Source organism: Nocardioides cremeus (assembly GCF_030518195.1).
GTDB classification, from domain to species: Bacteria; Actinomycetota; Actinomycetes; order Propionibacteriales; family Nocardioidaceae; genus Nocardioides; species Nocardioides cremeus.
This window is the reverse complement of record NZ_JAULSC010000022.1, coordinates 41,474-59,773: the sequence shown is the minus strand read 5'-3', so window position 1 is coordinate 59,773 and position 18,300 is coordinate 41,474. Positions and strand designations below refer to the sequence as shown.

The window sequence follows — 18,300 nt, the reverse complement described above, 5'->3', positions numbered from 1 at the left end:
GCCGGCGCGGCCTAGGTTCGCAGCCATGACGGCTCTCGACCCCACCGACCTGCTGGCGCACCTGCAGCGTGAGTCAACCCGCTTCCGCGACGTGCTCGCCACCACCCCTGCGGTGGCGCGGGTGCCCGGCTGCCCCGACTGGTCGGCCGCCGACCTGCTCTGGCACCTCACCGAGGTGCAGTGGTTCTGGGCCGAGGTGGTGCGCACCCGCCCCGCGGCGCCCGCCGAGGACGCACCCGCGCCGGTGCGGCCGGCGGCGTACGACGACCTGCTGGCGCTCTTCGACCAGCACAGCAGCGCGCTCCTGGAGGAGCTGCGCCGCGCCGACCCCGCCGACGCGGCCTGGACCTGGTCGGCCGAGCAGACGGTCTGGTTCACCTACCGCCGCCAGGCGCTCGAGGCGCTGGTGCACCGCGTCGACGCCGAGCAGACCGCCGGCGAGGCCACCCCGGTCGACCCGGTGCTGGCCGCCGACGGGGTGCTGGAGGCGCTCGACGTGATGTTCGGCGGCACCCCCGCCTGGGGACGCTTCGAGGGCGCGGGCGAGCACGTGCGGGTCGACTGCACCGACACCGGCGACCGGGTCGGGGTCGAGCTGGGCCGCTTCAGCGGCACCGACCCGGCCACCGGCACGTCGTACGACGAGCCCGACATCGGCGTGGTCGCCGACCCCGGCCGGGCCCCGGACGCGGTGGTCGCCGGCCCGGCCGCCCTCCTGCTCACCTGGCTGTGGCGCCGCCCCGACCCCGGCGACACTGCCGACGACACCGACGACACCGACGACACCGACGACACCGACGACACTGCCACCGGGCTCGACGTCACCGGCGACCCCGACGTGCACGCCCGCTTCGCCGCGATCGTGGACCAGCCGCTCAACTGACCCGGCCTGGATCTCACGCCCACCCGGCCCCAACTTCGCGTCCACCCGGCCCTAACTTCGCGCCCACCCGGCCCTAGCTTCGCACCGAGCCGGCCCGGACCGACGAGGCGTCGGTCCGGGCCGGGTCAGCGCGACATTCGGGCCGAGTCAGGGTGAAGTTCGGGCCGGGTCAGCGTGGGTGGGTCAGCGCTGGGTGGCCCCGGTGCGCTCCGCGGCGAGGGCCACAGCGGCGTCGCGTGCGGCGGCCGCCTCTCCCTCGACGAGGGTGCGGTCGTGGGCGCGCAGGCGCAGGGCGAAGGCCAGCGACTTGCGTCCCTCGCCGACCTGGTCGCCGGTGTAGACGTCGAAGAGGCGCACCGACTCGAGGAGCTCACCGGCGCCCTCGCGCAGCGCCGCCTCGACCGAGGCGGCCGGCACGTCGGCGTCGACGACGAGGGCGACGTCCTCCTTGGCCACCGGGTAGGTCGAGAAGACCGGCGCGGGGCGCAGGTCGACGGCACGCTCGAGCAGCAGGTCGAGGTCGACCTCGGCGGCGACCGAGCGGGGCGGCAGGCCGAAGGCGGTGCAGACCCGCGGGTGCAGCTCGCCGGCGTGGCCGACGACGACACCCTCGACCAGCAGCTCGGCGCAGCGACCGGGGTGCCAGGGCGCCAGGGCCGCGGCCCGGGTCTGCAGCTCGAGGCCCAGCGCGTCGCTGACGCCGCGCACGGCCTCGACGGCGTCGGACCAGTCGACGTGGCGACCGGTGCCCCACCAGCCCGAGGAGTCGGCCTCGCCGACGGCCACCAGGCCCAGGTGCACCGGCTGGGCCGGCAGCGCCTTCTCGAGCTCCTCGAGCTCGGCGTCGGTGGGTCGGCGGTCGACGGGCAGGATCGGCGCCGGGCCGCTGCCGTGCGGCGCGGTGACCGGGGCGCTCTCGAAGACGGCGAACGAGGTGGTGCCGTGGCCGACGTTGCGCTCGGCGGCGCGCAGCAGCCCGGGCAGCAGCGTGCTGGTCATGTACGGCGCCTCGGCGCTGAGCGGGTTGCTCAGCCGCAGCAGGCTGCGCCGGTCGTCGTCGGCCCCGAGGCCCAGCAGGTCGAGGTCGCCGGTGCCGATGAACGGGAAGGTGAGCACCTCGACGAAGCCCTGGCCGGCCATCGTGCGCCCGACGCGGCGGCGCAGGCGCTGCTCGCGGGTCAGGCCGCGACCCGACGGCGGGGTCGGCAGCACCGAGGGCACCTTGTCGTAGCCGACGACCCGCACGACCTCCTCGGAGAAGTCCTGGGGGTCGGTGAGGTCGGGGCGCCACGGCGGCGGGGTGACCTGCAGCCGCTCGCCCTCGACGACCACGTCGCAGCCCACGGCGCGCAGGTGCGCGATCGCGGTCTCGTCGTCGATGGGCATGCCGCTGACCCGGCGGGCCAGGCCCGCGTCGAGGTGCACCGCCTCGCGGGGCCGGGGCGCACCGACGACGGTGACGCCGGGCTCCGCCGTGGCGCCGCCGTACGTCGTCAGCAGCTCGACGACGCGGTCGGCGGCCGGCTCGCAGGTGGTCGGGTCGGCGCCGCGCTCGTTGCGCTTGCCGGCCTCGGAGGAGATCTTGTGGCGCTTGCCGGTGCGGAACATCGCGACCGGCTCCCAGTGGGCGGCCTCGACCAGCACGCGGGTCGTCGACTCGGAGATCTCGGTGGCCTCGCCGCCCATCACGCCGCCGAGGCCGATGACCCCGGAGTCGTCGGTGACGACGAGGTCCTCGGGGCCCAGCTCGCGCTTGGTGCCGTCGAGGGTGGTGAGGCGCTCGCCGTCGCGGGCGCGGCGCACGCGCACGGTGCCCTGCACCTTGTCGAGGTCGTAGCCGTGGATCGGGCGGCCGGTCTCGAGCATCACGTAGTTGGTGACGTCGACGGCCAGCGAGATCGGTCGCATGCCCGCCATCCGGATCCGGTCGGCGATGAAGGCCGGGGTCTCGGCGGTGGGGTCGAAGCCGCTGACGGTGCGGGCGACGAAGACCGGGCAGCCCTCGGGGTCCTCGACCTCGACCGGGTGGCCGGCGCCGTCGGCCGGCGGCAGGTCGCGCTCGACGGGGTCGCGGAACGGGGCGTCGAAGCCCAGCGCGGCCTCGCGGGCGATGCCGCGCAGCGACAGGGCGTAGGCCCGGTCGGGGTTGATCTCGAACTCGATGATCTCCTCGTCGAAGCCGAGCAGCGGGCGCACGTCCTGGCCGGGCTCACCGGCACCGGGCGGCAGCACGATGATGCCGCCAGCGTCGGACTGAGCGTCGGTGCCCAGGCCGAGCTCGGCGGCCGAGCAGATCATCCCGGCCGAGACGTGGCCGTAGGTCTTGCGGGCGCTGATCGCGAACCCGCCGGGCAGCACGCCGCCGGGCAGGACCGTGACGACGAGGTCGCCGGGGGCGAAGTTGTGGGCTCCGCACACGATGCCCTGCGGCTCGCCGGTGCCGTTGGCGTCGCCGACGTCGACGGTGCACCAGTTGATGGTCTTGCCGTTCTTCTGCGGCTCGGGCTCCATGGTGAGCACGCGGCCCACCACCAGGGGGCCGGTGATCTCCTCACCGGGGCGCTCGATCGCCTCGAGCTTGAGCCCGAGCATGGTCAGTCGATCGGTGAGCTCCTCGGTGCCCACCTCGGCGGGCAGGTCGACGTGCTCACGGATCCAGGAGACGGGTGCCTTCATGATTCCTCAGATCTCGGTTCCGAACGCGGCACTGAAGCGGACGTCGCCCTCGAAGAGCGGTCGCAGGTCCTCCAGGCCGTGGCGGAACATGAACGAGCGGTCGATGCCCATGCCGAACGCGAAGCCTGTGTAGACCTCGGGGTCGACGCCGCAGGCGGTCAGCACGCGCGGGTTGACCACTCCGCAGCCGCCCCACTCGATCCAGCCCTCGCCGCGGCACGTGCGACAGGCGTCGCCAGCCGATGACACAGCGACGCCCCGGCACACGAAGCAGCGCACGTCGACCTCGGCCGACGGCTCGGTGAAGGGGAAGTACGACGGGCGGAAGCGGGTGTCGATGCCGTCGCCGAACAGCTGGCCGGCGAAGTGGTCGAGCGTGCCCTTGAGGTGCGCCATGGTGATGCCCTCGTCGACGACGAGGCCCTCGACCTGGTGGAACATCGGGCTGTGCGTGGCGTCGTACTCGTCGGTGCGGAAGACCCGGCCCGGGCAGACGACGTAGATCGGCGGCTTGCGGGTCAGCATGGTGCGCGCCTGCACCGGCGAGGTCTGGGTGCGCAGCACGACGTGGTGGTCGGCCGGCTCGGTCCAGAAGGTGTCCTGCATGGTGCGCGCGGGGTGGTCGGGGCCCAGGTTGAGGGCGTCGAAGTTGAGCCACTCGGCCTCGACGACCGGGCCCTCGGCGACCTCCCAGCCCATCGCCACGAACAGGTCGGCGACCAGCTCGGACTGCAGGGTCACCGGGTGCCGGCCACCGGCGCGGCGCCGGTCGGTGGGCAGGGTGACGTCGACGGTCTCCTCGACGAGCATCCGCTCCTCGTGCTCGGCCTCCAGCACCACCTGGCGCGCAGCGAGCGCCTCGCTCACGTCCTTGCGGGCGCGGCCGATGCGCTGCCCGGCGTCCTTGCGGGCCTGCGGGGGCAGCGCCCCGATCTCGCGGTTGGCCAGCGCCAGGGGCGAGCGGTCGCCGGCGTGGTCGAGGCGCGCCTGCTTCAGCGCCTCGAGGTCGCCGGCCTGCTCGATCGCGGCGATCGCGGCGTCACGTGCCGCCTCGACCTCCTCCGCCTGGAGCGGGGTGACCTCGACGGGGTCGTAATCGGTGTTCGGGCCCGACATCACTGCCTCTCGCTGGGTGCTCGCGCGCAGTCTACGGACGACCGCGCGCGGCTCAGGCCTCGGGACCGACCGGCCAGGTCACCTGCACCCGCGCTCCCCCGCCGGGGGCGTCGGTGATGCCCACGTGGCCGCCGTGGGCGCGGGTCAGGCCGCCGACGATGTACATGCCCAGCCCGGAGCCGCCCCGCGCCCCGCTCTTCCAGAACTTGGTGAAGACGCGGCGGCGCAGCTCCTCGGGGATGCCCTCGCCCTCGTCGTCGACGGTGACCCGCACCGCGGCCCCGGCCTCGCCGGAGCCCGGGGCCAGCGCCTCGAGCCGCACCCGCACCGTGCCGTCGCCGTGGCGCACCGCGTTCTCGACCAGGTTGGTCACCACCTGGGCCAGCTTGTCGGGGTCGGCCAGCACGTCGGGGAGGTCGCCGGGGTCCTCGAGCAGCACCGGCCGCGAGGTGGCGGCCTGCACCGAGGCGACCGCCCGCCCGGTGATCACGCCCACGTCGGTGGGCCGGCGGTGCAGCTGCAGCCGACCGGTGTCGATGCGGGCCACGTCGAGCAGCTCGGCGATCAGCCGGCTCAGCCGGTCGGAGTCGGAGCTGACCGTGGTGAGCATCAGCTTCTTCTGCTCGTCGTTGAGCTTGTCCCAGCGGTTGAGCAGGGCCTGCACGAAGCCCTTGACCCCGGTCAGCGGCGAGCGCAGCTCGTGGGCGACGGTGGCGACGAGGTCGGAGCGCTCGCGGTCGAGGCGCGCCCGGCCGCGGCCCGAGCGCAGCGTCACCGCGACCCGGTCGACCGGGTCGCGCAGGGTGGTGCGGTGGATGCGCGCGGCCACGAGCACCTCGCTGCCGTCGGGCAGCAACCAGGGCTGCTCCGGCACGGCGGTGCGGGTGGCCAGGCCCTCGAACGGGGTGTTGCAGGCGCACCAGGACGCGCCGTCGCGGTCCTGCAGCCGCAGCACGTCGGGCAGCGGTCGGCCCCGGGCCGCGTCGGCGTCGACGCCGAGCATCCGCGCCGCGGGGGCCGAGACGTGGCGCACGCTGCCGTCGCTGCCGGCCAGCACCACGCCGTCGGGCAGGTCGTCGAGCAGCGCCCGGGCCTCGTCGGAGGGCGGGGGCGGCGCGACCGGAGACATGGGCCCCACCCTAGGAGGCCGGCCCGCTCGAGGTCAGGTACGCCGCTGGGTGCGGGCGGTCTCGTAGAGGCACAGCGCGGCGGCGGTCGAGAGGTTCAGGCTCTCGGCGCGACCGTGGATCGGGATCGAGACCCGGTGGTCGGCCAGCGCCGCCAGCTCGGGCGGCAGGCCCCAGGCCTCGTTGCCGAAGAGCCAGGCCACCGGCCCCGCCAGCGGCGCGGAGTCGTAGAGGTCGCGCTCGCCGGCGCCGTCGGCGGCCAGCACCTGCAGGCCCCCGGCCTGCAACGCCCGCACCGCGCCCGCGGCGTCGGGGACGACCACCACCGGCAGGTGGAACAGCGAGCCCACCGAGGCGCGCACGGTCTTGGGGTTGTAGGCGTCGACCGAGCTGCCGGCCAGCACCACGGCGTCGGCGCCGGCGGCGTCGGCGCAGCGCAGCACGGTGCCGGCGTTGCCGGGGTCGCGCACGTCGGCGCAGAGCGCGACCAGGCGCGGCGCGGCGCCCAGCACCGTGTCGAGGTCGGTGTCGAGGAAGCGGCACACGCCGACCAGCCCGGCGGGGCTGACGGCATCGCTCAGCGAGGCCAGCGCGCGGTCGTCGACGAGGGTCCAGGCGACGCCGGACTCGTGCGCGGCGCCGGTCAGGGCGGCGTACCGCTCGGTGGCGGCGGGGGTCGCGAAGACCTCCACCAGCACGCCGGGCGCCTCGAGGGCGCCCTCGACGGCCTTCGGGCCGTCAGCGAGGAACAGCCGCCGCTCGGAACGGACCGAGCGGCGGCTGAGCCTGCGTGCGTCCTTGACGCGGGTGTTGCCCGCGACGAGGGGAGCCGAGGGGGTGGTCAGGCCGAGGCCTCCGCCTTGGGGGCGTTGACGTCCTCGGGCAGGGCGTTCTTGGCGGTCTCGACCAGGACGTTGAACGCCGCGATGTCGTTGACGGCCAGGTCGGCCAGGATCTTGCGGTCGACCTCGACGCCAGCCAGGTTCAGGCCCTGGATGAAGCGGTTGTAGGTCATGCCCTGGGCGCGGGCTGCGGCGTTGATCCGCTGGATCCACAGCTTGCGGAAGTTGCCCTTGTTCTTGCGCCGGTCGTTGTAGTTGTAGACCAGGGAGTGGGTGACCTGCTCCTTGGCCTTGCGGTACAGGCGCGAGCGCTGGCCGCGGTAGCCGCTGGCGCGCTCGAGGGTGGTACGACGCTTCTTCTGGGCGTTCACTGCGCGCTTGACGCGTGCCATGGTGTCTCCTTGGTGCTCTGCCGACCGAGGTGGTCGACGTCAGGGCCGGTGCGCCGGCCCGGTGGTTGACGGGTGGGCGAGGCTCAGATGCCGAGCATCTTCTTGGCGCGCGCGGTGTCGGCCTTGGCCACCTCGACGGTGCCGGTCATGCGGCGCGTGACCTTCGAGGGCTTCTTCTCGAGGTTGTGGCGCTTGCCGGCCTTCTCGCGAAGGATCTTGCCGGAGCCGGTCACGCGGAAGCGCTTGCCGGCGCCGGAGTGGCTCTTGTTCTTGGGCATCTGTGTCTCTCTCTCGTTGCGTGCTGCGGCAGTTCGGTGCGGGACCCGTGCGGGCCCCGGGCGGTGCTCAGGCCTCGATCTCGGGATCGAGGTTCTCGGAGCGACCGCGCTCCTTCTTGGGAGCAGCCTGGCGACCGGCGTTGCGCTCGGTGCGCTCGGCGCGCTCCTCGGCCTCCTCGGCGGCACGCTCGGCGGCCTTGGCCTCCTTGGCGGCCTTGTGCTCGACCTTGGCCTCGGCCTTCTTCTTGTGCGGGCCCAGGACCATGGTCATGTTGCGGCCGTCCTGCTTGGGCGAGGACTCCACGAAGCCGAGCTCGGTGACGTCCTCGGCCAGCTTCTGCAGCAGGCGGAAGCCCAGCTCGGGGCGGTGCTGCTCGCGGCCGCGGAACATGATCGTGATCTTGACCTTGTCGCCGGCGTTGAGGAACCGGACCACGTGACCCTTCTTGGTCTCGTAGTCGTGCGAGTCGATCTTGGGACGAAGCTTCATCTCCTTGATGATCACGTTCGTCTGGTTGCGCCGGGCCTCGCGAGCCTTCTGGGCGTTCTCGTACTTGAACTTCCCGTAGTCCATGAGCTTGCAGACCGGGGGGCGGGCCATCGGGGCGATCTCGACGAGGTCGAGGTCAGCCTCCTGGGCAAGGCGCAGTGCGTCGGCGGTGGGAACGATGCCGACGGTCTCGCCGCTGGGGCCAACGAGTCGGACCTCCTGGACGCGGATCCGGTCGTTGATTCGAAGCTCGGTGCTGATGTGTCCTCCTGGTGGGGATGTCCTCGGAGGCTCTTGCGCGTCCCGGCCGTGGAAGAGGGCCGGAAATGAACAAAGGCTTCCGCTTGCAGCAAGCGGAAGCCAGTCGCGACACGTCCCCCCTACGCAGGGTTCAGCATCTACGGGTGAGCACGGGTGCTCTCCCGGGACCGGACCCGACGACCTGTGGTGCTGGCGGTCGATGCGGGTGGGAGACGATCGTGCCTGGCCTCCGCTTGGAGATCGGCCTGCCGTGGACTCCTCGCGGAGCACATGACGGACCGATCGGTCGTGGACAGACTCTAGCCGACGCGGCGCCGCGCACCCAAACCCCAGCCCTCGGACCCCAGTGCCTCGGTGCCTCGGTGCCTCGGTGCCTCAGCCCTCGCCGGGTCGCAGCCAGCCGATGCCCGAGCCCAGCCGCACCGGCTGCCACCCGGCGCCCAGCGCCTCGAGGTCCCCACCCTGCACCACGAGCCGCGCGGGGCCGGCGACGTCGACCAGCAGCGCCGCGGCACCTTCCTGCACCGCGGCCTGGGCGGCGTACGGCGCGGTGACCGGGACGGGGCGCGCCTGCGGGTCCCACGCGGTCATCGACGCGGTGCCGGTGAACGAGAGCAGCGCGGTGCGGCCGTCGGCGCCGGTGAGCAGCACCGCAGCCATGTCGCTGGTCTTGTCGTGGGCCAGGCCCCGCTCGTCGACCTCGACCTCGCCGAGCAGCGCCACGACGGGGACCAGCAGCCGGGCGGTGCGCAGCACCTCGAGGCAGGCCAGGTAGGTGTCGGGATCACGCGGGTCGGCGTCGTACGCCGCGAGCGCGGCCACGAGCGCGGGCTCGGCCTCGCCGGTGTCGCCGGGGAACCCGGGGCCCGCGAGCAGCCGCTGGTGCTGGTCCTGGTGCTGGTCCTGGTCGCGGTCGTCCACTCCCCCATCATCCCCGCCGGTCGGTGCGCACCACGCGCTGGCCTCCTGTGACACCCTGGAGGCATGGACGAGGCAGCCTGGACAGCGCTCGCGATCACCCTGACCGTCGTGGGCGGCCTCGTCACGGTCTGGGCCTGGCGCCGCCGGGGCGCGGTGCCGGCCATGCGGGCCGCGGCGCTGACGCTGCTGGTGCCCGCGGCCTACCTGACCGGGACCCTCGAGATGTTCACCCGCATCGTCGACGCGGTCGGCGACTGGGCGTTCGGGCTGGTGCTGAGCCCCGTCGTGTGGATCGGTGCGGCGCTCGCCGGCACGTCGGTGCTGCTGCTCGTCGGCGCCGGCCTGCTCGACCGGCGCTCCGGCTCGCGGCGCGTGGGCAGGGCCCGGCGCGACGAGCTCGCCTCCCCCGAGGCGCCCGCACCCGCTGACAAGGGCAACAAGGGCAACAAGGGCAACAAGGGCAAGCCCGCCATCGACGACGACCTGGCCGACATCGAGGCGCTGCTGCGCAAGCGCGGCATCTCCTGATGGCCCGCAGCACCGGCCCCGGCGAGCCGGGCGGCGCGGCGGCGCGCAGCCACCTGTGGGCCCGGCTCGACGCGGCGGTGCGCGCCCTGGGCGAGCCGGCCCCGACACCGCTGCTCGTCGTCGACCTCGACGCCTTCGACGCCAACGCCGCCGACCTCGAGCGCCGCGCGGGCGGCACGCCGCTGCGGCTGGCCTCGAAGTCGGTGCGGGTGCCGAGCCTGATGACCCGCGCGCTGGCTCGCGACGGCTTCCGCGGCGTGCTGGCCTACACCCTCGCCGAGGCGCTGTGGCTCGAGGAGCACGAGGTCACCGACGACCTCCTCGTCGCCTACCCCACCGTCGACCGGGCCGCGCTGGGCGCGCTCGTGGTCTCCCCGCGCGCCGCGGCCCGGATCACGCTGATGGTCGACGACGTGGCCCACCTCGACGCGGTCGACTCGGTGCGCTCCTCGCGGGCGGTGCCGGTGCGGGTGGCGATCGACGTCGACGCGGGCCTGCAGGCCGGCGGGCGGCACGTGGGCCCCAAGCGCTCCCCGCTGCGCGACGCCGAGGCCGTGACCGCCCTGGCCCGCGAGGTCGTGGCCCGGCCCGGCTTCACCCTGGTGGGGGCGATGACCTACGAGGGCCAGGTGGCCGGGGTGCCCGACGACGTGCCGAGCGCCCGGGCCCGCTCGCTGGTGGTGCGCCGGCTCAAGGACGCCTCGCTGGCCCAGCTGGCCGAGCGGCGCCGACAGGTGCACGCGGCACTCCTCGACCTCGTCGGCCCCGAGGGGCTCGAGCTGTGGAACGCCGGCGGCTCCGGCTCGGTCGAGACCAGCGCCGCCGACCCGGTGGTCACCGAGGTCGCCGCCGGCTCCGGGCTGCTGGTCCCGACGCTCTTCGACCACTACCGCTCCTTCGCGCCGCGACCGGCCGCCTTCTTCGGGCTCCCGGTGACCCGGCGCCCCTCCGCCGACGTCGCGACCGTCCACGGAGGCGGGCTGGTGGCCTCGGGAGCGGCCGGCCCCGACCGGCTGCCCACCCCCTGGGCGCCGCCCGGGCTGCGGCTGACCGGCCTGGAGGGCGCCGGCGAGGTCCAGACCCCGCTGGTGGGGCCCACAGCGTCGATGCTCTCGATCGGCGACCTCGTGTGGTTCCGGCACGCCAAGGCCGGCGAGCTGTTCGAGCACGGCCGCAGCGTGCGGCTGCTGGCCGATGACCGCTTCGTGGAGGAGGTGGAGACCTACCGTGGCCTCGGTCTCGCCTTCTGAGGTGGCCCGCCTGGTCCTCGACCTGGCCACCAGCCGCCCGCCCACGCTGGGCGGCGCCGGCTGGCTGGTCTGCATCGACGGACCCTCGGGTGCCGGCAAGTCCACGCTCGCGGACGCCGTCGCGGAGGCCTCGTCCGTGCGCACCCGCGTCGTGCGTCTCGACGACATGTACCAGGGCTGGGACGGCCTGCCGCACGTGCCCGACCAGCTCGAGCAGCTGTTGAGCCCCCTCGACCGCGACGCGGCGAGCAGCTACACCCGCTACGACTGGCAGGCCGGCGCCCCGGGCGAGGACGTGACCGTCGCCCCGGTGCCGCTGCTGGTGCTCGAGGGGGTCGGCGCCGGCACCGCCCGCATCTCCCCGCTGACCACCGTGCTGGTCTGGGTCGACGCCCCCACCGAGCTGCGCCGCCGGCGCGGGGTGGAGCGCGACGGCGACTCCTTCGAGCCGCACTGGGAGGCCTGGGCCGAGGCCGAGGCGCACCACTTCGAGCGCCAGGGCACCCGCGGCCGGGCCGACGTGCTCGTCGACGGCACCGGGAGCGTGCCGCCGCGCACGGTCGTCCCGGGCGCGGCGACCTCGGAGCGCGCGGCCGTCCCGGACCACTAGGGTTCGCCGCATGCTTGCACCCAGCGGAGACCAGTTCGAGATCTCCGGCGGCGGCTACCGCGCGGTGGTCACCGAGTGCGGGGCGGCGCTGCGCGAGCTGTCGTACGCCGGCCGGCCGCTGGTCGACGGGTTCGGTCTCGAGGAGCACTCCTGGGGCGGGCGCGGCCAGCTGCTGGTGCCCTGGCCCAACCGGCTCACCGAGGGCCGGTTCAGCTTCGGCGGGCACGACCTGGTGCTGCCGCTGACCGAGCCCGAGCTGAGCAACGCCTCCCACGGGCTGGTGCGCTGGGCCGCGTGGACCCTGGAGGAGCACACCGCCCACTCGGTCTCGCTGACCTACCGCCTGATGGCCCGCACGGGCTGGCCCTGGACCCTCGACCTGCACGTGGTGCACGACCTGTCGGCCGACGGCCTGACGGTGACCGTCACGGCCACCAACATGTCGCCCGAGGAGGCGCCGTACGCCGCCGGCTCGCACCCCTACCTGTGCGTCGGCTCCGGCCCCGTCGACCAGCTCGAGCTGACGCTCCCGGCCGCGACGGCGCTGCGCACCGACGACTACAAGCGCGCGGTCGGCTCCGAGCCGGTCGACGGCGGCGAGCTCGACTTCCGGGTCTCCCGGCCGTTGCGCTCCACCGTGCTCGACACCGCGTTCACCGACCTCGAGCGCGACGAGTGGGGCCGGGCCACCACGACCCTGCGCGACCCGCGCAGCGGTGAGGGTGTGAGCCTGTGGGTGGACCCGACCTGGACCCACCTGCAGGTCTTCACCGCCGACGGTGCCCCCGGCGCCCGCCGCTCGTTGGCGGTCGAGCCGATGACCGCGCCGCCCGACGCGCTGCGCTCGGGCACCGACCTGGTGGTCCTGGCACCGGCCGGCAGCCCGGGCGACGAGCACTCCGGCTCGTGGGGCATCCGCGCGGTCGACTGACCGGCTCGGTCAGTGCGGCGGGTCGGCGACGATCGCGCGCAGCTGCCGGACCGCCTGCTGGGCCCGGGCGCCGTCGGAGCCCTGGATGCCCATCGCCGCGAGGGTCGTGCCGTCGCTGAGGTCGAGGGTGGCCCACGGCGCGCCCGGGGGCATCCGCACGCTCACCACCTGCTCCCACGCCAGCTCGCGGCGCCGGAACCCGTTGACGACCACCAGGCGCCCACGCTCCGCGTCGACGCGGGAGCGCACCAGCGCGAAGATGGCACCGAAGCCCAGCGCCCCCAGGAAGACCAGGGTGCTGCGCTGGAAGAAGGTGAACCGGGCACGCACGTCGGGCCCGAAGCTGATCCACGCGGCCGCGAAGACCACGAGGAGGGCGACGCCGAGCCCGATGCCGACGATGCGCGGGCCGAGCGGGCGGAAGGTCACCGGCAGGGCGGGAGCCGACGGCCCCGCGCCGCCCTCAGAGGCGGCAGGCATGGATGTCGGTGAGCAGGATGCCGCGGGCCCCGAGCTGCCACAGCTGGTCCATCAGCCGCTGCGCGCCGGCACGCGGGACCATGGCCCGCACCGCCGACCAGCCCTCGCGATGCAGCGGGGCGACCGTGGGGCTCTCGATCCCGGGGGTCAGGCGCACCGCGTCGGCGACCTGGTCGCTGGGGATGTCGTAGTCCATCATCACGTAGCTGCGCGCCACCAGCACGCCCTCGATGCGCCGCTTGAGCGACTCGAAGCCTTCCGGGACGTCGCCGGTGCGGGTGATGAGCACCGCCGACGACTCCAGGATCGTCTCGCCGAAGACCTCCAGGCCGGCCTGGCGCAGCGTGCTGCCGGTCTCCACGACGTCGGCGATCACGTCGGCGACACCGAGCTGGATGCTGGTCTCGACGGCGCCGTCGAGGCGGGTGACGCTGGCCTCGATGCCGCGCTCCTCCAGGAAGGCGCGCACGACTCCGGTGTACGACGTCGCGATCCGCGCCCCGGCGAGGTCGGAGAGCTCGGTGTAGCGCCCGGGTCGCGCAGCGAAGCGGAAGCGGCTGCGACCGAAGCCCAGGTCGAGCGCCTCGTCGGCCTTCGCGCCCGAGTCGCGCAGCAGGTCGCGCCCGGTGATGCCGACGTCGAGGGTGCCCTCGCCGACGTACAGCGCGATGTCGCGCGGGCGCAGGTAGAAGAACTCGACACCGTTCTCGGCGTCGGTGAGCGTGAGCTGCTTGGAGTCCTCACGCTGGCGGTAGCCGCTCTCCTTGAGGATCTCGGAGGCGGAGACGGACAGCGATCCCTTGTTGGGGACCGCCACTCTCAGCAACGACATGGCGGTGGCCTCTCAGAGGTGGGTGTAGACGTCGTCGAGCTCGAGGCCGAGCCCGAGCATCAGGACCTGCACGTGGTAGAGCAGCTGGCTGATCTCCTCGGCCGCGCGCTCCTTGCCCTCGTGCTCGGCGGCCATCCAGGACTCGGCGGCCTCCTCGACCAGCTTCTTGCCGATCGCATGGACCCCCGCGTCGAGCTCTCGCACGGTGCCCGATCCCTCGGGACGGGTCCGGGCCTTCTCGGCCAGCTCGGTCCACAGCTCCTCGAACGTCTTCACGATGGACCAGCCTAGGTGGTGGGCCTGCGGCGCCCGGTATCGGATCGCGGGAACGAGACCTGCACGACACGATGGTCCCGTGGACGCCCCTCACCCCCTGGCCGGCCTGCGCTGGCCCCGCCCCACCGACCGCGCCTCGCTGCGGCCCGCCGAGTGGCGCTCGCGCCTCACCGACGCCGGCCAGCCAGGCGCCACCACGTCGCCAGCAGGCTGACCCCGACCAGCACCAGCGCCATCGCCAGCCCGACGAGGTCGAGCCCGGCCCCACGGTTGGTGGCACCCCCGACCAGGGCGGCCGCGCCGAGCACGCCGGCGCCGGCCCCCAGGCCGAGCACCACGAAGGCCGCGCTGCGCAGGCCCGTGCGGCGCTGCCAGCGCTCGGCGACCGGGGGGCGTGCGCGCAAGCGGTCCGCGCCCCGGCCCAGCGCCGTCTCGGCCACCAGCCACACCAGCACCCCCACGGCCACCACGACCGCGACCACCACTCCCGTCAGTCCTGCGCTCATCGCTCCAGCCTCTCAGAGCCGGCGGCGCGGGTGTGCGGGGCGGGAGGCTCCACCACGGAACTGGCGCCGGGACGATGAAGCTTCATCGTCCCGGCGCGAGTTTCGTCGGGCGCCCGACAAAACTCCCGTCGGGGCGGGGCCCGCTCAGCCGCGCAGCGAGCGCAGGGTGCGGGCGGTGTGCAGGGCGGCAGCGGTGGCCTCGTAGCCCTTGTCCTCCTTCGACCCCGCCAGCCCGGCGCGGTCGAGCGCCTGCTGGTCGTCGTCGCAGGTCAGCACCCCGAAGCCGATGGGCACGGTGTGGTCGAGGGCGACCCGGCCCAGGCCGTCGGTGGCGGCGTTGCAGACGTAGTCGAAGTGCGGGGTGCCGCCGCGGATGACGACGCCCAGCGCGATCACGGCGTCGTAGCCCCGCTCGGCCAGCGCCGAGGCGACCACGGGCAGCTCGAAGGTGCCCGGCACCCGCACAACCTCGAGGTCGCGCACCGAGAAGTCGTCGGCGGCGCGCTGCGCGCCGGCGAGCAGGCCGTCCATGACCTCGGTGTGCCAGGACGCGGCGACGACGGCGACCCGCAGGTCGCTGCAGTCGACAGGCTCGGCGGTGGGGGCTCCGTGGCCGCTCATCAGATGGCTCCGTTCGTGGCGGGGTCGTCGGCGGGGTCGACTGCGGGGTCTGCGGGATCGGCCGGGTCGACCAGGTCGGGCAGCACGTGGCCCATCCGGTCGCGCTTGGTCAGCAGGTAGGTCAGGTTGTGGTCGTTGGGGTGCGGGGTCAGCGGGACCCGCTCGGCGACCGGCACCCCGAAGTCCTCCAGGCTGCTGACCTTGTCGGGGTTGTTGGTCATCAGCCGCACCGAGCGCACCCCGAGGTCGCGCAGGATCTGGGTGGCGGTGCCGTAGTGGCGCGCGTCGGCCGGCAGTCCCAGGTCGAGGTTGGCGTCGACGGTGTCGCGGCCGCCGTCCTGCAGCTGGTAGGCCTGCAGCTTGCCGAGCAGGCCGATGCCGCGGCCCTCGTGGCCGCGCAGGTAGACCACGACGCCGCGGCCCTCGGCCACCACCCGTTCGAGGGCCTCGTCGAGCTGGGGCCCGCAGTCGCAGCGGAAGGAGTGCAGCACGTCGCCGGTCAGGCACTCCGAGTGCACCCGGGTCAGCACCGGCTCGTCGGTGGCCAGGTCGGCCGGGTCGCCGTGCACCAGCGCGACGTGCTCGGAGCCGTCGACGGTGATGCGGTAGCCGTAGGCCGTGAACTCGCCGTGGCGGGTGGGCAGCCGGGTCACCGCGGCCCGCTCGACCAGCGTCTCGTGGCGGCGCCGGTAGCGGACCAGGTCCTCGATCGAGATCATCGCCAGGCCGTGCTCGTCGGCGAACTCGCGCAGCTCGACGGCCCGCTTCATCGTGCCGTCGTCGTTGACGACCTCGACCAGCACGCCGGCCGGCGTCAGGCCGGCGAGCCGAGCCAGGTCGACGGCCGCCTCGGTGTGGCCGCGGCGCACCAGCACCCCACCCTCGCGGTAGCGCAGCGGGAAGACGTGGCCGGGGCGGGTGATCTCCCACGGCTCGGTGGCGGAGTCGGCCAGCACCCGCGCGGTGTGCGCGCGGTCGGCGGCGGAGATGCCGGTGGAGACGCCGTCGCGGGCGTCGACCGAGATCGTGTACGCCGTGCGCAGCTTGTCCTTGTTGTGCGGGGTCATCAGCGGGATCTCGAGCCGGTCGAGCATGTCGGCCGGCATCGGAACGCAGATCACGCCGCTGGAGTGGCGGATGGTGAAGGCCATCAGCTCGGGCGTGGCCTTGGCCGCGGCGAAGATGATGTCGCCCTCGTTCTCGCGGTCCTCGTCGTCGACGACCACGACCGCCCTGCCGGCGGCGATGTCGGCGACCGCGCGCTCGACGCTGTCGAGGCGGATGCGCTGCAGCGTGGGGTTCTGCTCGGTCATGCGTCCTGCTCCTTCTGCTGGCCGCTGGGCAGCTGGGCCGCCAACAGCTTCTCGACGTGCTTGGCGAGGATGTCGACCTCGAGGTTGACCCGGTCCCCCGGCCGGCGCTGGCCGAGCGTGGTGCGCGCCAGGGTCTCGGGGATCAGGCTGATGGTGAAGCTGGTCGGGCCGGCCTCGACGACGGTGAGGCTGACGCCGTCGACGGTGATCGAGCCCTTGTCGACCAGGTAGCGCGCCAGCCCGGGCGGCAGGGAGATCTCCACGACCTCCCAGTGCTCGCTGGGCTCGCGGCGCAGCACCTCGCCGACACCGTCGACGTGGCCCTGCACGATGTGGCCGCCGAGGCGCTTCTCGGCGGTGACGGCGCGCTCGAGGTTGACCGGGTCGCCGGGGCGGACCGCACCCATCGAGGTCTTGTCGAGCGACTCCTTCATCACGTCGGCGGTCCAGGCGCCACCGTCGACGGAGACCACCGTCAGGCAGCAGCCGTTGACGGCGATCGAGTCGCCCAGGCCGGTGCCCTCGAGCACCTCGCTGGCGCTGATCGTGAGTCGGATGGCGTCGGTGAGGTCGTCGATCGCGGCGACCGTGCCGAGCTCCTCGACGATGCCGGTGAACATCAGGCGTCTCCTCGTGCGGGTGGGGTGGGGGCGGGTGGGGCGAGCGTGAACCGGACGTCCGGCTGCTCGCCGGCGACGACCGGCTCGAGCACCGCGACGTCGAGCACCTCGGGGCGCCATGCGTCGGCGATGGTGGTGATGCCCAGGTCTGCCACGGCGCTGCGCCCGGCGCCGAGCAGGAACGGCGCGACGTAGGCGACGACCTCGTCGACGAGACCGGCGGCCAGGAACGAGGCGGCCAGGGTGGGCCCGCCCTCGAGGAAGACGTGGCGGCGCTCCCGGGCGGCCAGCTCGGCCAGGGCCTCGTGGGGGTCGCGGGTGCGCAGGTGCAGGGTGGGCGCGTCGTCGACACCGGCGACCGGGGCCAGCAGGCGCGTGCCCGGGTCGAGGTCGCGGCGCCCCATCACCACGCGCAGCGGCTGGCGCGGCAGCGGCCGGTCGTCGGCGTCGCGCACGGTCAGCAACGGGTCGTCGACGGCGACCGTGCCGGTGCCGACCAGCATCGTGTCGGCCAGCGCCCGCAGGCGGTGGGTGTCGCGGCGCGAGGCGGTGCTGCTGACCCAGCGGCTGGTCCCGTCGGCTGCGGCGCTGCGCCCGTCGATGGTGGTCGCCAGCTTCCAGGTCACGAACGGTCGCCCGTGCTCGACCGCGAAGGTCCAGACCCGGTTGAGGGCGGTCGCCTCGGCGGCCATCAGCCCGGCCTCGACCTCGATGCCGGCGGCTCGCAGGGTCTGGGCCCCGCCGGCCGCGAGCGGGTTGGGGTCGCGCTGGGCCAGCACCACGCGGCGTACGCCGGCGGCGACGAGGGCCTGCGAGCAGGGGCCGGTGCGGCCGGTGTGGTCGCAGGGCTCGAGGGTGACCACGGCCGTCGCGCCGCGGGCCTCGGCCCCGGCGCGGGCCAGGGCGTCGACCTCGGCGTGCGGGGTGCCGACGCCGCGGTGGTGGCCCTCGGCCAGGGTGCTGCCGTCGGGGCGCAGGAGCACGCAGCCGACCCGGGGGTTGGGGTGCAGCGGGGCGCCGGGGCGTGCGGCGAGCTCGAGCGCACGACGCATCGCGTCGCGCTCGACGTCGCTCGTGCCGGCCATGTCCGCCGCCCTTCTCGGTCCGTCGCGGACCCCGGGGCTGACTGCGGACCCGCGCCGCGCGCGAAGCGTCGGCGGATGAGCCTGCTGTGCGTGCACTTCCCATCCGGACTTTGACCGTCGGTCCAGGACTCACACCTGGTCAACCGGTCACTGGCGGTGACCGGGTCGCGGACTTCCGGCCTCTCGGCCAGTCACCGCCGGCTCGGATTTTCACCGACCCCAGAGCACGCGAGCAATGTTCACTCGTCCCCCGCAGTCTCCC

The 18,300-nt window shown here is 74.2% G+C and carries 21 protein-coding genes and 1 riboswitch; of the genes, 5 read left to right on the top strand and 16 right to left on the bottom strand.

All coding sequences use genetic code 11. The features are described from left to right. Positions 1-25: 25 nt before the first annotated feature. Positions 26-883: a maleylpyruvate isomerase N-terminal domain-containing protein gene (locus QWJ41_RS17725; RefSeq protein WP_302709774.1), complete on the top strand. Its 858-nt coding sequence runs from the start codon at positions 26-28 to the stop codon at positions 881-883. Positions 884-1,066: 183 nt separating this feature from the next. Here QWJ41_RS17725 and pheT read toward each other — a convergent pair whose 3' ends face one another. The 8 genes from pheT to QWJ41_RS17685 all read right to left on the bottom strand — a co-directional run bounded on the left by pheT (position 1,067) and on the right by QWJ41_RS17685 (position 8,986). Continuing rightward, the gene (gene pheT, locus QWJ41_RS17720; protein ID WP_302709773.1) at positions 1,067-3,559 is read right to left on the bottom strand and encodes a phenylalanine--tRNA ligase subunit beta; all 2,493 of its coding nucleotides are present in this window, start codon (positions 3,557-3,559) and stop codon (positions 1,067-1,069) included. A 6-nt stretch (positions 3,560-3,565) separates the two neighbouring features. Continuing rightward, entirely contained in the window at positions 3,566-4,675 is a 1,110-nt protein-coding gene (gene pheS / locus QWJ41_RS17715) for a phenylalanine--tRNA ligase subunit alpha (RefSeq protein WP_302709772.1), read from the bottom strand. Between the two features lie 52 nt (positions 4,676-4,727). After that, on the bottom strand, positions 4,728-5,804 hold the full coding sequence (locus tag QWJ41_RS17710; protein WP_302709771.1) for a sensor histidine kinase: 1,077 nt from the start codon (positions 5,802-5,804) through the stop codon (positions 4,728-4,730). 33 nt (positions 5,805-5,837) lie between these two features. Then, entirely contained in the window at positions 5,838-6,647 is an 810-nt protein-coding gene (locus QWJ41_RS17705; RefSeq protein WP_439117344.1) for a TrmH family RNA methyltransferase, read from the bottom strand. After that, a complete protein-coding gene (rplT, locus tag QWJ41_RS17700) occupies positions 6,644-7,036 on the bottom strand; it encodes a 50S ribosomal protein L20 (RefSeq protein ID WP_179616426.1) in 393 nt (130 codons plus the stop codon). The genes QWJ41_RS17705 and rplT overlap by 4 nt, the downstream gene beginning before the upstream one ends. Before the next feature lie 83 nt (positions 7,037-7,119). Continuing rightward, on the bottom strand, positions 7,120-7,314 hold the full coding sequence (gene rpmI / locus QWJ41_RS17695) for a 50S ribosomal protein L35 (protein WP_179616425.1): 195 nt from the start codon (positions 7,312-7,314) through the stop codon (positions 7,120-7,122). Positions 7,315-7,381: 67 nt separating this feature from the next. Next, positions 7,382-8,335, bottom strand: a complete 954-nt coding sequence (gene infC, locus QWJ41_RS17690; RefSeq protein WP_302709767.1) for a translation initiation factor IF-3 — start codon at positions 8,333-8,335, stop codon at positions 7,382-7,384. A gap of 105 nt (positions 8,336-8,440) precedes the next feature. Then, positions 8,441-8,986, bottom strand: a complete 546-nt coding sequence (locus QWJ41_RS17685; protein ID WP_302709766.1) for an SseB family protein — start codon at positions 8,984-8,986, stop codon at positions 8,441-8,443. Between the two features lie 63 nt (positions 8,987-9,049). Between QWJ41_RS17685 and QWJ41_RS17680 the strand changes: the two genes are divergently transcribed. The 4 genes from QWJ41_RS17680 to QWJ41_RS17665 are packed head-to-tail and all read left to right on the top strand — an operon-like array spanning position 9,050 to position 12,305. Then, positions 9,050-9,514, top strand: coding sequence for a hypothetical protein (locus QWJ41_RS17680; RefSeq protein ID WP_302709764.1), 465 nt, complete (start codon positions 9,050-9,052; stop codon positions 9,512-9,514). Further along, positions 9,514-10,764 (top strand): amino acid deaminase/aldolase, encoded by a 1,251-nt coding sequence (locus QWJ41_RS17675; protein WP_302709763.1) that lies wholly within the window; start codon positions 9,514-9,516, stop codon positions 10,762-10,764. The genes QWJ41_RS17680 and QWJ41_RS17675 overlap by 1 nt, the downstream gene beginning before the upstream one ends. 1 nt (position 10,765) lies before the next feature. Next, on the top strand, positions 10,766-11,374 hold the full coding sequence (locus QWJ41_RS17670) for a nucleoside/nucleotide kinase family protein (protein WP_302709761.1): 609 nt from the start codon (positions 10,766-10,768) through the stop codon (positions 11,372-11,374). A gap of 10 nt (positions 11,375-11,384) precedes the next feature. Beyond that, positions 11,385-12,305: an aldose 1-epimerase family protein gene (locus tag QWJ41_RS17665; RefSeq protein WP_302709759.1), complete on the top strand. Its 921-nt coding sequence runs from the start codon at positions 11,385-11,387 to the stop codon at positions 12,303-12,305. Between the two features lie 9 nt (positions 12,306-12,314). Here QWJ41_RS17665 and QWJ41_RS17660 read toward each other — a convergent pair whose 3' ends face one another. From QWJ41_RS17660 to ribD, 8 genes are all read right to left on the bottom strand, one after another. Next, positions 12,315-12,785, bottom strand: coding sequence for a PH domain-containing protein (locus tag QWJ41_RS17660; protein WP_302709758.1), 471 nt, complete (start codon positions 12,783-12,785; stop codon positions 12,315-12,317). Beyond that, complete coding sequence (gene hisG, locus QWJ41_RS17655; protein ID WP_302709757.1) at positions 12,769-13,617, bottom strand: ATP phosphoribosyltransferase; 849 nt, start codon at positions 13,615-13,617, stop codon at positions 12,769-12,771. The genes QWJ41_RS17660 and hisG overlap by 17 nt, the downstream gene beginning before the upstream one ends. A gap of 12 nt (positions 13,618-13,629) precedes the next feature. After that, entirely contained in the window at positions 13,630-13,893 is a 264-nt protein-coding gene (locus QWJ41_RS17650) for a phosphoribosyl-ATP diphosphatase (RefSeq protein ID WP_179616417.1), read from the bottom strand. Positions 13,894-14,060: 167 nt separating this feature from the next. Further along, positions 14,061-14,399: a hypothetical protein gene (locus QWJ41_RS17645; protein WP_302709756.1), complete on the bottom strand. Its 339-nt coding sequence runs from the start codon at positions 14,397-14,399 to the stop codon at positions 14,061-14,063. Positions 14,400-14,543: 144 nt separating this feature from the next. After that, entirely contained in the window at positions 14,544-15,020 is a 477-nt protein-coding gene (gene ribH, locus QWJ41_RS17640) for a 6,7-dimethyl-8-ribityllumazine synthase (protein WP_302709755.1), read from the bottom strand. After that, positions 15,020-16,333: a bifunctional 3,4-dihydroxy-2-butanone-4-phosphate synthase/GTP cyclohydrolase II gene (locus QWJ41_RS17635; RefSeq protein WP_302709754.1), complete on the bottom strand. Its 1,314-nt coding sequence runs from the start codon at positions 16,331-16,333 to the stop codon at positions 15,020-15,022. Before QWJ41_RS17635 ends, ribH begins: the two co-directional genes overlap by 1 nt. Then, a complete protein-coding gene (locus QWJ41_RS17630; RefSeq protein ID WP_302709752.1) occupies positions 16,330-16,953 on the bottom strand; it encodes a riboflavin synthase in 624 nt (207 codons plus the stop codon). The genes QWJ41_RS17635 and QWJ41_RS17630 overlap by 4 nt, the downstream gene beginning before the upstream one ends. Further along, a complete protein-coding gene (ribD, locus tag QWJ41_RS17625; RefSeq protein WP_302709751.1) occupies positions 16,953-18,038 on the bottom strand; it encodes a bifunctional diaminohydroxyphosphoribosylaminopyrimidine deaminase/5-amino-6-(5-phosphoribosylamino)uracil reductase RibD in 1,086 nt (361 codons plus the stop codon). The genes QWJ41_RS17630 and ribD overlap by 1 nt, the downstream gene beginning before the upstream one ends. Before the next feature lie 86 nt (positions 18,039-18,124). Next, positions 18,125-18,270: riboswitch (FMN riboswitch) on the bottom strand. Between the last annotated feature and the right edge of the window lie 30 nt (positions 18,271-18,300).

What these genes read in the sequence shown, in the direction of transcription:
- QWJ41_RS17725 (WP_302709774.1), top strand. Translation starts at nt 26, where the DNA reads ATGACGGCTCTCGACCCCACCGACCTGCTGGCGCACCTGCAGCGTGAG.
- pheT (WP_302709773.1), bottom strand. Translation starts at nt 3,559, where the DNA reads ATGAAGGCACCCGTCTCCTGGATCCGTGAGCACGTCGACCTGCCCGCC.
- pheS (WP_302709772.1), bottom strand. Translation starts at nt 4,675, where the DNA reads ATGTCGGGCCCGAACACCGATTACGACCCCGTCGAGGTCACCCCGCTC.
- QWJ41_RS17710 (WP_302709771.1), bottom strand. Translation starts at nt 5,804, where the DNA reads ATGTCTCCGGTCGCGCCGCCCCCGCCCTCCGACGAGGCCCGGGCGCTG.
- rplT (WP_179616426.1), bottom strand. Translation starts at nt 7,036, where the DNA reads ATGGCACGCGTCAAGCGCGCAGTGAACGCCCAGAAGAAGCGTCGTACC.
- rpmI (WP_179616425.1), bottom strand. Translation starts at nt 7,314, where the DNA reads ATGCCCAAGAACAAGAGCCACTCCGGCGCCGGCAAGCGCTTCCGCGTG.
- QWJ41_RS17680 (WP_302709764.1), top strand. Translation starts at nt 9,050, where the DNA reads ATGGACGAGGCAGCCTGGACAGCGCTCGCGATCACCCTGACCGTCGTG.
- QWJ41_RS17675 (WP_302709763.1), top strand. Translation starts at nt 9,514, where the DNA reads ATGGCCCGCAGCACCGGCCCCGGCGAGCCGGGCGGCGCGGCGGCGCGC.
- QWJ41_RS17665 (WP_302709759.1), top strand. Translation starts at nt 11,385, where the DNA reads ATGCTTGCACCCAGCGGAGACCAGTTCGAGATCTCCGGCGGCGGCTAC.
- QWJ41_RS17660 (WP_302709758.1), bottom strand. Translation starts at nt 12,785, where the DNA reads ATGCCTGCCGCCTCTGAGGGCGGCGCGGGGCCGTCGGCTCCCGCCCTG.
- hisG (WP_302709757.1), bottom strand. Translation starts at nt 13,617, where the DNA reads ATGTCGTTGCTGAGAGTGGCGGTCCCCAACAAGGGATCGCTGTCCGTC.
- QWJ41_RS17645 (WP_302709756.1), bottom strand. Translation starts at nt 14,399, where the DNA reads ATGAGCGCAGGACTGACGGGAGTGGTGGTCGCGGTCGTGGTGGCCGTG.
- ribH (WP_302709755.1), bottom strand. Translation starts at nt 15,020, where the DNA reads ATGAGCGGCCACGGAGCCCCCACCGCCGAGCCTGTCGACTGCAGCGAC.
- QWJ41_RS17635 (WP_302709754.1), bottom strand. Translation starts at nt 16,333, where the DNA reads ATGACCGAGCAGAACCCCACGCTGCAGCGCATCCGCCTCGACAGCGTC.
- QWJ41_RS17630 (WP_302709752.1), bottom strand. Translation starts at nt 16,953, where the DNA reads ATGTTCACCGGCATCGTCGAGGAGCTCGGCACGGTCGCCGCGATCGAC.
- ribD (WP_302709751.1), bottom strand. Translation starts at nt 18,038, where the DNA reads ATGGCCGGCACGAGCGACGTCGAGCGCGACGCGATGCGTCGTGCGCTC.